Annotated in this window: 9 protein-coding genes; 5 read left to right on the plus strand and 4 right to left on the minus strand. The window is 73.1% G+C overall.

Annotation, left to right across the window (positions count from 1 at the left end; all coding sequences use genetic code 11):
- Positions 1-40 precede the first annotated feature (40 nt).
- Positions 41-544: an inorganic diphosphatase gene (locus tag QEZ54_RS29300; RefSeq protein WP_212828232.1), complete on the minus strand. Its 504-nt coding sequence runs from the start codon at positions 542-544 to the stop codon at positions 41-43.
- A 391-nt stretch (positions 545-935) separates the two neighbouring features.
- Between QEZ54_RS29300 and dacB the strand changes: the two genes are divergently transcribed.
- The gene (dacB, locus tag QEZ54_RS29305; RefSeq protein ID WP_281307968.1) at positions 936-2,501 is read left to right on the plus strand and encodes a D-alanyl-D-alanine carboxypeptidase/D-alanyl-D-alanine-endopeptidase; all 1,566 of its coding nucleotides are present in this window, start codon (positions 936-938) and stop codon (positions 2,499-2,501) included.
- A 55-nt stretch (positions 2,502-2,556) separates the two neighbouring features.
- On the opposite strand, the gene tilS is transcribed toward dacB, so the two are convergent.
- Positions 2,557-3,588: a tRNA lysidine(34) synthetase TilS gene (gene tilS / locus QEZ54_RS29310; protein WP_281307969.1), complete on the minus strand. Its 1,032-nt coding sequence runs from the start codon at positions 3,586-3,588 to the stop codon at positions 2,557-2,559.
- 164 nt (positions 3,589-3,752) lie between these two features.
- The gene (locus QEZ54_RS29315; RefSeq protein WP_281307970.1) at positions 3,753-4,799 is read right to left on the minus strand and encodes a zinc-dependent metalloprotease; all 1,047 of its coding nucleotides are present in this window, start codon (positions 4,797-4,799) and stop codon (positions 3,753-3,755) included.
- Positions 4,800-4,867: 68 nt separating this feature from the next.
- On the opposite strand from QEZ54_RS29315, the gene QEZ54_RS29320 reads away from it, so the two are divergent.
- Complete coding sequence (locus QEZ54_RS29320) at positions 4,868-6,460, plus strand: gamma-glutamyltransferase family protein (RefSeq protein ID WP_281307971.1); 1,593 nt, start codon at positions 4,868-4,870, stop codon at positions 6,458-6,460.
- Between the two features lie 176 nt (positions 6,461-6,636).
- Positions 6,637-9,792 (plus strand): S8 family serine peptidase, encoded by a 3,156-nt coding sequence (locus QEZ54_RS29325; protein ID WP_281307972.1) that lies wholly within the window; start codon positions 6,637-6,639, stop codon positions 9,790-9,792.
- A gap of 217 nt (positions 9,793-10,009) precedes the next feature.
- On the opposite strand, the gene QEZ54_RS29330 is transcribed toward QEZ54_RS29325, so the two are convergent.
- On the minus strand, positions 10,010-10,960 hold the full coding sequence (locus tag QEZ54_RS29330) for a helix-turn-helix domain-containing protein (RefSeq protein WP_281307973.1): 951 nt from the start codon (positions 10,958-10,960) through the stop codon (positions 10,010-10,012).
- Positions 10,961-11,101: 141 nt separating this feature from the next.
- Here QEZ54_RS29330 and QEZ54_RS29335 point away from each other — a divergent pair, with 141 nt between their 5' ends.
- Both QEZ54_RS29335 and hpt read left to right on the plus strand, forming a co-directional pair.
- A complete protein-coding gene (locus QEZ54_RS29335; RefSeq protein ID WP_281307974.1) occupies positions 11,102-11,224 on the plus strand; it encodes a hypothetical protein in 123 nt (40 codons plus the stop codon).
- A gap of 4 nt (positions 11,225-11,228) precedes the next feature.
- A complete protein-coding gene (gene hpt, locus QEZ54_RS29340; RefSeq protein WP_281307975.1) occupies positions 11,229-11,792 on the plus strand; it encodes a hypoxanthine phosphoribosyltransferase in 564 nt (187 codons plus the stop codon).
- The last annotated feature ends 233 nt before the right edge of the window (positions 11,793-12,025 follow it).

A 12,025-nucleotide genomic window follows, 5' to 3' on the forward strand; every position in this document is an offset into this window, starting at 1 on the left:
CGGGCGGCCGATCGTCACGTCAGTCGGCGAGCAGACCAGGTCAGTGGCCGGCGCCGCTCTCCAGGCGGTCGACCTCGCGCTGGAACGAGCGCTTGATCTCGGCCTCGGCGTCGGCGCGGCCGACCCAGGTGGCACCCTCGACGCTCTTGCCCGGCTCCAGGTCCTTGTAGACCTCGAAGAAGTGCTGGATCTCCAGCCGGTCGAACTCGGCGACGTGGTGGATGTCACGCAGGTGCTCCAGCCGCGGGTCGTCGGCCGGGACGCACAGCACCTTGTCGTCGCCGCCCTTCTCGTCGCGCATCCGGAACATCCCGATCGCGCGGCAGCGGATCAGGCAGCCCGGAAAGGTCGGCTCCTGCACCAGCACGAGCGCGTCCAGCGGATCGCCGTCCTCGCCCAGCGTGTTCTCGATGAACCCGTAGTCGGCGGGGTACTGGGTGGAGGTGAAGAGGGTGCGGTCGAGCCGGATCCGTCCGGTCGCGTGGTCCACCTCGTACTTGTTGCGCTGCCCCTTAGGGATCTCAACCGTGACGTCGAAATCCATTTCACACTCCCAATGGCCTGTAAGTTCGCCGACGTTGGCGAATTTTAGTTAGTCTCGCCTGGCTGAGTCCGGGCATCCAAGGAGGGCACCGTTGGGGAGGCAAGGTTCACATTACGGTGCCGACCCTGCGGGCGGCGCCGGTTCGCCGGGCGGCGCGGGCGCGCCAGGCGAATGGGTGTGGAACGGCCGCGAGTACGTGTGGCAGCCCTCCCCAGGTTATCCACAACCCCAGGACCAGGGGATGTACGGCTATCCACCGTCTTATCCACAGGCGGCGGGCCCCGGACCGGGTGGTTATCCACAGGATGTGCACAATCCGTGGCCCGGCCATACACAGCCTGATGCTTATCCACAGGGCTACGACCGGCGGGGTGGCTACAGCTACGACCAGGTGACCCAGGACACGCACCGCCTGGGCGGCAATCCGGGCGCGCCCGGCGGCGGTCCCGCCCCGGCCGAGCGTCCGGCCGCGCCGCACAACCGCCGGCTGAAGAAGAAAAAGAAGAAGAGCCGCCGCGGCCTGCTCGCCACCTCGCTGGTGCTGGTGTCGGCGCTCGGCCTCGGCCTGGTCGGCGTCGGCCTGGCCAAGCCCAGCCTGGTCTCCGACCTGTTCGCCGCCCCGGGCTGGCAGTCGCCGTCGCCGACCGCGCCCGCCGAGCCCGCCCCCGCGGCGGTGCTCGCCGCGGCCGCCGCCGACGCGCCCATGCCGACCGCCGCCGGGCTCACCACGGTGCTCGGCCCGCTGGTCACCGGCACCGCGCTGGGCAGCCACGTCAGCGTCTCGGTGGTCGACCTGCACACCGGCCAGGTGCTGTACGAACTCGACCCGACCGAGATGATCACTCCGGCGTCCAACACCAAGCTGGTGACCGCGGCGTCGGTGCTGGCCACCCGGGGTCCGACGTACCGCATCACCACCCGCGTGGTGGCCGGGCCCAACCCCGGTGAGGTCGTCCTGATCGGTGCGGGCGACGCCACGCTCGGCGTCAACAGCAAGAAGTTCTACGAGGGCGCGGCCCAGCTGGACACCCTCGCCGCGCAGGTCAAGAAGGCGATGGGCACCACCCCGATCACCAAGGTGATCACGGACGGGTCGCTGTTCCCGGGCTCCGAGACCGGCCCCGGCTGGTCGTCGGACGCGCCGCAGGAGGGCAACGTCTCGAAGATCACCGCCCTGATGATCAACGGCGCGCGCACCGACATCAAGGACCGCGAGATGCCGTTCGTACGGCACACCAACCCCGAGCGCGCCGCCGGTGAGGCGTTCGCCAAGCTGCTCGGCCTGCCCGCGAGTGCCGTGGCCAAGGGCGTCGCCCCGCCCGCGCCGGCCACCGACCCGGCCGCCCAGCCCAGCGCCGCCGCGTCCGCCGCACCCGTGGCGATCGTGCCCGGCGCGCAGCTCGGCGCGGTGCAGTCGGCGCCGCTGCTGCGCCAGATCGAGCAGATGCTCACCGAGAGCGACAACACCCTGGCCGAGATGCTGGCCCACCAGGTGGCCCTGGCCAAGGGCAAGCCCGGCTCGTTCGTCGGGGCGTCAGCCGCGATCGAGGAGGTCGTCACCGAACTCGGCCTGGACCCCGCGCAGATCGACCTGTCCGACGGCTCCGGCATGTCCGGCCGCAACAAGATCTCCCCGAAGCAGCTGACCGCGCTGCTGGTGAAGGCGGCCGGCGGGGACCACGCGCAGCTGGCCGACTTCTTCAACGGCCTGCCCGTGGCGGGCTGGTCCGGCACCATGCTGCCCCGGTTCGCCAAGGTCAAGACCGCCTACGGCCTGGTACGCGCCAAGAGCGGCACCCTCGACGGGGTGAACTCGCTGTCCGGCGTCCTGCAGACCGCCGACGGCCGCATGCTCGCCTTCGCCATCCTCGCCGACAACGTCCCCGGCGGCCGCTACCCCGCCCAGGACGCCCTCGACAAGATCGCCGCCGCCCTGGCCGCCTGCGGCTGCCGCTGACCCGCCAAGATCGCGCCGGGTGGGTGCGGTTTCGGGGAAAGTGCAGGAATCCGGGTCATGATTCCAACACTTTCCCCGAAACCGCACCCGACTCCGTTGGGTGATCGCGGCCGGACGCGGCCGCCGCGGCGGGGTGGGCGGGTGTCAGGATGTCGGCGGTTCGGGTGACGGTGATGCCGCCGGGCAGGTAGGCGGGTCCCTGCCCCCGCCAGGCCGTGACCAGTGCGTCCAGGGTTTCGACGTGCCGGTGTGCGAGCGCCGTGCGCGGCGCGCCCAGTCCGGCGGCCCATTCGTGCAGTGCCCGGGTCCGCAGTGCGGCGGGCAGCTCGCGTAGCGCGGACACGGCCAGACCCGATCCGGTGCGGCACCTGCCGAGCGCCGCGGCGGCCAGTTCGTCCAGGTAGGCGGTGTCCTGGGCGAGCAGCCCCGCCGTCCGGGCCAGGTTGGCCACGACTCCTTCGCCGAGGGTGGCGACCAGCGCGGGCAGGGCCTCGGCCCGGACCCGGGAGCGGGCGTAGGCGGGGTCGGTGTTGTGCGGATCGTCCCACGGGGTCAGGCCCTGGGCGGCGCAGGCGGCGCGGCAGTCGGCGCGGGGCAGGTCGAGGAACGGGCGGCTGAACCGTACCCCCGCCTGGTCCCGGTGGACCGGCATGCCGGACAGGCCCCGCGGCCCGGACCCGCGCGCCAGCGCCAGCAGCACCGTCTCGGCCTGGTCGTCGCGGGTATGCCCGAGCAGCACCGCGGCTGCCGAGTGCCGGCGTGCCGCGTCGGCCAGCGCCGCGTAGCGGGCGTCGCGTGCCGCGGCCTCAGGCCCGCCCGAAGTGCCGACGGTGACCGCCACGACCTCGACCGGGTCCAGGCCGCGCTCGCGCGCCCAGGCCGCGACCTGCTCGGCGCGCTGCCCCGATCCGGCCTGCAGTCCGTGGTCCACGGTCACCAGTCCGACCTGCCAGCCGAGGCGCGCCCCCACGAAGGCGGTAGCCGCCGCCAGCGCGAGCGAATCCGCACCACCCGAGCACGCGACCAGCACGAGTCCGGACGGGCGGGGCCGCGTCGGGGTGTCCTGCGGCGCGGACGATCCGGGCACCGACGCCACCGCTGTCGTCGACGGGTGATCGCCGCGGGCACCGTGGCGTGGCTGTGCGCCGCGAGTCGGGACGTCGCGAGGTGCGGGCAGCCGTCGCAGCAGGTCGGTGACGGCGGTTCGGGTGCGGGCGACGGCGGGGGGCAGCGCGGCCATGGGCAGGGCGGTCAGGGGGTGGCGACGCGGGCGACCCAGGCGGCCGGGTCGGTGAGCTCGTTCAGCCGGGGCAGGGTCTGCGGGGAGGTCCAGATCCTGTTGAAGCCGTCCATGCCGACGCGGTCGAGCACACCCTGCACGAAGGCGCGGCCCTCGGCGTACTGGCGCATCTTGATGTCGATGCCGAGCAGCCGGCGCAGGTACTGCTCGACCGGGTTGCCGGGGTTGCGGCGCCGGTCGAACGCGGCCCGGATCTGGGCGACGCTCGGGATGACCCGCGGCCCGACCCCGTCCATGACCACCTCGGCGTGCCCTTCGAGCAGGGTGAGGATGGCGGTGAGCCGGTCCAGCACGGCGCGCTGCTGCGGGGTCTGCATGGCGTCGAGCAGGGTGGTGCCGCGCTCGTCCCCGGCGGCCGAGCGGGCCGCCTTGACCGCGGCCTCGACCTGGCGGAGCGTCTGCCCGATCACGTTGGCCGTAGGCGGCTCGGTGGCCTCGACGAAGCGGCGCACCTCGCCGAGGAAGTGCTCGCGCAGCCACGGCACGGCCGTGAACTGGGTGCGGTGGGTGACCTCGTGCAGGCACACCCAGAGCCGGAAGTCGCGCGGGTCGGCCTTGATCCGGCGCTCCATGCCGACGATGTTCGGGGCGACCAGCAGCAGCTGGCCGGGGTTGGTCGCGAACACCTCGTACTGGCCGAGGACCTTGCCGGACAGGTAGCCCAGGACCGCCCCGGTCTCCACCGCGGTGACCTTCGAGCCGACGACGCTGCCGACGACGCCGACCTTCGCCTCCAGCTTGTCGGTGAGCGGGTGGATCACCTGGCGCAGACCCCGGATGTTGACCTCGGCCCAGGTGCGCCGGTCGACCACGCGCACCGGGGCGTCGTCGATCCGGGCGGTGAGCCCGGTGTACGCCGACACGTGCGCCACCGCCTCGTCGGCGAGTTCGCGCAGGTCGCGCACTGCCGCGTTGGCCTGTTCGGCGGTGACCGACGGCCCGGTCGGCCCGAACCGCGCGGCGGCCGAGGTGGCCAGGTCCCAGTCCACGAGTGCCATGCCTAGAACCTACCCGCGTCACTCCACCTGATGCCCGTGTCGCGCGATCGCGTGGTTTGATCGACGGCATGCGACGTCAGCCGGTGTACGCGCCGAACGGGGTGGTCGCCACCAGCCAGCCGCTGGCCGCGCAGGCCGGGCTGGCGGTGCTGCGCGAGGGCGGCTCGGCCGTCGACGCGGCGGTGGCCGCGGCGGTGACCCTGACCGTGGTGCAGCCGGGCTCCAACGACATCGGCTCGGACCTGTTCGCGCTGGTCTGGGACGGGCAGCGGCTGCACGGCCTGAACGCCTCCGGCCGAGCCCCGGCCGCGCTGACCCGTGAGCTGCTGGCCGAGCGGGGCGAGCGGCCGACCGGCGCGCTGGGTGCGGCGCAGGCGCGGGCCGCCGTGGCGCCGCCGTCGCGCGGCTGGCTGCCGGTGACGGTGCCCGGGGCTCCGGCGGGCTGGCGGGACCTGCACGACCGGTTCGGCCGGGTGCCGTTCGAGCGGCTGTTCGCCGACGCGGTCGGCTACGCCGAGCACGGCTGGACGGTGTCGCCGACGGTCGCGGCGGGCTGGGACCGCGCGGTGCGCCTGCACCGCGGGCTCACCCGGGCCGAGTGCCGGGCCTGGGCGGACGTGTTCGCGCCCGACGGGCGGGCGCCGCGGCCGGGGGAGCGGTTCCGCAACCCGGGGGCGGCGCGGGCGCTGCGGCTGATCGGCGGCAGCCACGCCGACGCGTTCTACCACGGCGAGATCGCGCACGCCCTGGCCGCGCACGCGGCGGCCACCGGCGGGCTGCTGACCGCCGACGACCTGGCCCGGCACGAGAGCACCTGGGTCGAGCCGATGCGCGCCGACTATCGCGGCTTCAGCGTGTACGAGCTGCCGCCCAACGGCCAGGGTGTCGCCGCCCTGCAGGCGTTCGCGCTGCTGGACGGGTTGCCCGGGCACGGGGTGCACGAGCAGATCGAGGCGATGAAGCTCGGCTTCGCCGACGCCCACGCGTACGTCGCCGACCCCGACGCCGGGCCGGTGCCCGACCTGCTGGCGCCCGGCTACGTCGCGGCGCGGCGGGCGCTGATCGGGCCCCGGGCCGGTGACCCGCCGCCCGGCGACCCGATGCGCGGCGGCACGGTCTACCTGGCCGCGGCCGACTCCGACGGCATGATGGTGAGCCTGATCCAGTCGACGTACATGGGCTTCGGCTCGTTCGTCGTGCTGCCCGAGTACGGCTTCACGCTGCAGAACCGGGGCGCCGGGTTCAGCCTCGACCCGGCGCACCCGAACGTCGCCGCACCCGGCAAGCGCCCCTTCCACACGATCATCCCGGGCTTCCTCTGCCGCGACGGCGCGGCGGTCGGCCCGTTCGGGGTGATGGGCGGGCACATGCAGCCGCAGGGCCACCTGCAGCTGGTCCTGTCCACGGTGGACGGGGGCCTGGATCCGCAGGCCGCGCTGACCCGCCCCCGCTGGTACTGGCACACCGCCCGCCAGCTGGAGGTGGAGCCCGAGTTCGACCCGGATCTGCTCCGCGACCTGCGCGAACGCGGTCACGAGGTGACCGTCGCCGAGGACCGGTCCACCTTCGGCATGGGCCAGGCGATCTGGTGCCTGCCCGACGGCGCGGGTTACGTGGCCGGGTCGGAGCCGCGCGGCGACGGGCAGGCCGCCGCGTACTGAGACCGGGGTCCGGCCAAGTCCCCGCCGGTCGCGGGGTCGTTTGACGCGATGTGAGAATAGCGACGATTGTCCGGATAGCTTGCGGGCTTGCGCTGGTCGCGGGCTCAGCTGCGGTTCCGGCGGGTACGAGCGCGGCGGCGCCGCCCGGCCCGCACAAGCTGCAACCCCAGTCCCGGGTGGCGGTCGGCCGCGCGCCCTCGAGCCGGCTGGCCCGGACCGACCGCGGCCTGCTCGGCAGCACCGGCCATCAGCGGATCCCGGTCCTGGTCAAACTCGACTACGACGCGGTGGCCAGCTACCCCGGCGGCCTGCCGGGCCTGGCCGCGACCAGCCCCGCGGTCACCGGCCGGCGGCTGCGCGCGAGCAAGGCCGAACGCGACTACGAGGACTACCTCATCGGCCGCGAACGCCGCTTCGCCCAGCACCTCGCCGCCCAGCTGCCCTCGGCCCAGCTCGGCCGCTCCCTGCGTACGGTGTACGGCGGCCTGTCCCTCACCCTCCCGGCCGACCAGGTGCGCAAGCTCGCCGCCCTGCCGGACGTGGTCGCGGTGCAGCGCGACGAGCTGCGCGAACCGCTGACCGACTCGTCCGGCTCGTTCATCGGCGCCGACGCGCTCGCCCCGGCCGGGCCGACCGGCGCGGCCGACCTGTCCCGCGCCGGGCAGGGCGTCATCGTCGGCGTGCTGGACACCGGCGCCTGGCCCGAGCACCCGTCCTTCGCCGACCAGGGCGTCCTCGGCGCGCCCCCGGCCAAGGCCGACGGCACCCGGCGTACCTGCGACTTCGGCGACAACCCGCTGACGCCGGGCAAGGACGTGTTCCGCTGCAACCGCAAGCTGATCGGCGGCGCCCCGTTCCTGGACGGCTACCTGTCGAGCTTCCCGAAGGAGAAGTACCGCAGCGCGCGCGACTCCGACGGGCACGGCACCCACACCGCCTCGACCGCGGCGGGCAACGCGCTGGCCTCGGCGAAGATCTTCGGGGTGGAGCGCGGCCCGATCCACGGCATCGCCCCCGGCGCCTGGGTCAGCGTCTACAAGGTCTGCGGCGAGCAGGGCTGCATGTCGTCGGACTCGGCCGAGGCGGTGGCCCAGGCGGTGCGCGACGGCGTCGACGTCATCAACTTCTCGGTCTCCGGCGGCACCGACCCGTTCACCGACCCGGTGGAGATGGCCTTCCTCGACGCGTACGCCGCGGGCGTGTTCACGGCCGCGTCGGCGGGCAACTCCGGCCCGACCGCGGGCACGGTCAACCACCTGTCTCCGTGGGTGACCACGGTGGCCGCGTCGACCCAGCGCCGGGAGTTCGCCGCCGACCTGGTCCTGCGGGCCGGTGACGCGACGCAGACGCTGCGCGGCGCCTCGCTGACCGGCGCGGCCGGGCCTGCCCCGATCGTGCGCGCGGACGCCGTCGCGGGCTACGCCGGTGGCAAGGCCTGCACGAAGGCGGCCAAGCCGAAGACGTTCACCGGCAAGATCGTGGTGTGCGAGCGCGGCGGCAACCCGCGCGTGGAGAAGGGCTGGAACGTCAAGGCCGGCGGCGCGGTCGGCATGGTGCTCTACAACCCGACCACCCAGGACACCGAGACCGACAACCACTGGCTGCCGACGGTGCACCTGCCCGACGCCGCGCTGCTGGAGTTCCTCGACGCCCATGCCGACGCGACCGCGACGATCGGCGCGGGCGCCCCCGTCGCCGGCACCGGCGACGTGATGGCGGCGTTCTCCTCACGCGGACCCGGCGGCCTGATGCTCAAGCCGGACGTGACCGCCCCCGGCGTGCAGATCCTGGCCGGCAACACGCCCACGCCCGCCGACAACACCGGCGGCCCGGCCGGGCAGTACTTCCAGGCCATCGCGGGCACGTCCATGTCCTCGCCGCACGTGGCCGGGGCGGCGGCGCTGCTGGCCGCCCGGCACCCGGACTGGACCCCGGGCGAGCTCAAGTCGGCCCTGATGACCACCGCCGTCACCGACGTGGTCACCGAGAACGGGGTGGACCGGGCCGGTCCGCTGGACCTGGGTGCGGGCCGGATCGCGGTCGACCGCGCCGACGCCGCCGGGGTGACCATCGCCGAGACCGCCGACCGCATGTACGCCCTGGCCGACGACGAGGTCCGGGCGGTCCAGCTCAACCTGCCCTCGATCAACGCGCCGATCATGCCGGGCCGCCTGTCCATGGTCCGCACCCTGCGCAACATGACCGACCAGGCGCTGACCTACCAGGTGACGGCGACCTCGCCGGACAGCAGCACCATCAGCGTCCCGCCGACGGTCACCGTCCCGGCTCGGGGGACCGCGCCGCTGCCGGTGACCATCTACTCCCGCGCGGTCTCGGCCGGGTTCCTGTTCGGCGAGGTCCGGCTCACGCCGACGACCGGGCAGGCGCTGCACCTGCCGGTCGCGTTCCGGCCCACCCAGGGCCAGGTCACCCTGGTCAGCGCCTGCACCGCCAAGAAGGTGCAGCTGGCCCGCACCGTCGACTGCACCGTCACCGCCCGCAACACCGGCTACGACCAGGCTCCGGTGTCGCTGGCGACCCGCCTCGACAAGGGCCTGGCCCTGGCCGACGTGGACGGCGAGGTGCGGCTCGGCCGGGAGGGCGAGGTGCGGCACAGCTCCACCCTGCCCGGCATCGAGCCGGGCCTGCCCGCCCTGTCCGACCGGTCCGACCGGCTCTGGCGGCCGCTGACCGTCACGCCGGACGCGATCGGCGACGAGGAGCTGATCAACTACGAGGTGCCCGAGTTCGTGTACGCCGGACAGGCCTACACCAGCATCGGCGTGGTCTCCGACGGCTACCTCGTCGTCGGCGGCGGCACCGGCCAGGACATCCGCTTCGAGCCGCCGAAGTCGAACGAGGCCGCCCGCCCCAACAACGTGCTCGCGCCGTACTGGGCGGACCTGGACGGGTCGGCGGCCGACGGCGTGCGCGTGGCCGAGGTGACCCGCGACGGCAAGAAGTGGATCGTCGTCGAGTGGCGGGTGAACCGCTTCGGCACCGAGGACGGCCAGCGCTTCCAGGCGTGGCTCGCGACCGGCGACCGCGAGGAGATCCGCTTCGCGTACGACGAGCAGGCACTGCCGAAGGGCGCGGCCGTCTTCGCCGTGGGGGCCGAGAACGCGCTGGGCAAGGGCGTGCTGTCGACCGAGGCGCCGGCCGCCGACCGGGGCGTGGCGTCCGCGGGCGGGCACCCGGGCGGGGTGGCGTCGTACACGGTCACGCTGCGGGGGGTCACGCCTGCTGACGGGACGCTGGTGACGGCTATGACCAGTCCGGATGTGCCGGGGACGACGGTGGTGCGGAACCGGCTGCCGGTGGTGCTGAAGTGAGTGCTCGTCAGCCGCTGCGCGGCTGACGTCGCAGTAAGGAAGGGCCCCTTCTTCTCGCTTTGCGAGGTGGAAGGGGCCCTTCTTCACTCTCCACCCGCCCGTGGGGCGCGCGCCCGGGGCGGTGGTCCCGGCAGTTTCGGGGAAACTGCTGGAAAGGGGGCCAAGATTCCTGCACTTTCCCCGAAACTGCACCCAACGACGGCGCGTTGGGGCGGGCTCAGCGGGTGCGGAAGGTCTGGCGGTAGGTGAGGGGGGTGGTGCCCAGGCGGCGGTTGAAGTGGTGGCGCAGGGTGGCCGAGTCGCCGAAGCCGGTGCGGGCGGCGACCGACTCCACGGTCAGCTCCGTCTCCTCCAGCAGCCGCCGGGCCAGCAGTACGCGCTGGTGGGTGATCCAGTCGTGCGGCGTCGCCCCGGTCTCGGCCCGGAACCTGCGGGCGAAGGTGCGCGGCGCCATGTGCGTCCGCCCGGCCAGGTCGTCGACGGTGAGCGGCTGGTCCAGGTGCCGCAGCAGCCACTCCAGCAGCGGCTGCAGCGTCTCGCACGCGACCGCGTCCGGGATCGGCGCCTCGATGAACTGCGACTGCCCGCCCGCGCGGTGCGGCGGCACGACCATCCGCCGGGCGAGCTTGGTGGCCACGGCCGATCCATGCACCTGGCGGACCAGGTGCAGGCAGGCGTCGATGCCGGCGGCGGTGCCCGCGCTGGTGATGATCCGGCCGTCCTGCACGTACAGCTCGTCCGGCACCACCTGGGCGGTGGGGTGGCGCTCGCGCAGCAGGGCCGCGTGGTTCCAGTGGGTGGTGCAGCGGCGCCCGTCCAGCAGCCCGGCCTGCCCGAGCAGGAACGCGCCCGAGCACACCGACATCACCCAGGCGCCGCGTGCGGCGGCGGCCCGCAGCGCCTCGACGGCGGCGGGCGCGGCGTCGCAGCTCAGCGGGTGCGCGGGCACCGCGACCAGGTCGGCGGTGGCCAGCGGCGCGAGGTCCGCGTGCGGTGAGATCGAGAAACCCGACCGGGTACGGACCGGGCCGCCGTCCACGCTGCACACGGCGAACTCGTACCCGGGGAAGCCGTCGGCGGTGCGGTCGGTGCCGAACACCTCGCACAGCACCCCGAGCTCGAACGGTGCGATCTGGTCCAGCGCCAGCACGGCGACGCGCGTCAGCATCCCTTCACGCTACCCCACGATTGGCAGTAATTCGATGTTCAGTGGCATCTCTGCCACTGTCGGCGGCGCGGCCTGCGGCGGAGACTGGATACCGACACCGGTGCACATCTTGATCAAAGTTCTCGAAACGGTGAGGCCGTCATGGAGATCTTCGTCTTCGTCGTAGTGTTCTGGCTGGTCCTCGGTGTCGCGGGCCAGCTGGGGATGATCGTCACCAATTCCGACCCCGACGTGCGGCAGAGGTCCTTTATCGGGCACGCTTAGGCACATGGGCTGGTACGACGCGGACATTGACCGTGTGATCATCACTGAAGAGGAGCTCCGCGCTAAGACCGCCGAGCTCGCCAAGCAGGTCGCCGCCGACCACGCGTCGGTCGACGGCCTGCTTCTCGTCTGCGTCCTCAAGGGTGCGGTCATGTTCATGGCGGACTTCGCCCGGGAGCTGGGCCGCGTCGGCGGTCCGCCGGCGGAGCTGGAGTTCATGGCCGTCTCGTCGTACGGGCAGGGCACCACCTCCTCCGGTGTGGTGCGCATCCTCAAGGACCTGGACCGCGACATCGCCGGCAAGCACGTGGTCGTGGTGGAGGACATCGTCGACTCCGGCCTGACCCTGAGCTGGCTGCTGAAGTACCTGGAGTCCCGGTCGGCGAAGTCGGTCGACGTGGTGGCCCTGTTCCGCAAGCCCGAGGCGATCAAGGTGCCGGTGCCGGTCAAGTACGTCGGCTTCGACATCCCCAACGAGTTCGTCGTCGGCTACGGCCTGGACTACGCCGAGCGCTACCGCGAGGTGCCGTACGTCGGCATCCTCAAGCCCGAGGTCTACCAGCGCTGAGTGGTGCGGTGCCGATCGCCGTTCGCGGTCGAATCCTGCTGTCTGCGCACGGGTTCGGACCGGGATCGGCGATCATGCTTTGTGCCCGTATTCGCTCTCAGCGAACAGCGGTACTATTTGTCCGTAATAGTGGGTAGCTGAGCTGAGAAAACGCTGAACGTTGTGCGATCGGCACCACGCATCACTCAACCGAAGGTTTCTACGGTGTACCGTCGAGTGACCGGGCCGCGCCC

The sequence above is a fragment of the Catellatospora sp. KI3 genome (assembly GCF_029948125.1).
In the GTDB taxonomy this organism is placed as follows: Bacteria; Actinomycetota; Actinomycetes; order Mycobacteriales; family Micromonosporaceae; genus Catellatospora.

What these genes read in the sequence shown, in the direction of transcription:
- QEZ54_RS29300 (WP_212828232.1), bottom strand. Translation starts at nt 544, where the DNA reads ATGGATTTCGACGTCACGGTTGAGATCCCTAAGGGGCAGCGCAACAAG.
- QEZ54_RS29315 (WP_281307970.1), bottom strand. Translation starts at nt 4,799, where the DNA reads ATGGCACTCGTGGACTGGGACCTGGCCACCTCGGCCGCCGCGCGGTTC.
- QEZ54_RS29320 (WP_281307971.1), top strand. Translation starts at nt 4,868, where the DNA reads ATGCGACGTCAGCCGGTGTACGCGCCGAACGGGGTGGTCGCCACCAGC.
- QEZ54_RS29330 (WP_281307973.1), bottom strand. Translation starts at nt 10,960, where the DNA reads ATGCTGACGCGCGTCGCCGTGCTGGCGCTGGACCAGATCGCACCGTTC.
- QEZ54_RS29335 (WP_281307974.1), top strand. Translation starts at nt 11,102, where the DNA reads ATGGAGATCTTCGTCTTCGTCGTAGTGTTCTGGCTGGTCCTCGGTGTC.
- hpt (WP_281307975.1), top strand. Translation starts at nt 11,229, where the DNA reads ATGGGCTGGTACGACGCGGACATTGACCGTGTGATCATCACTGAAGAG.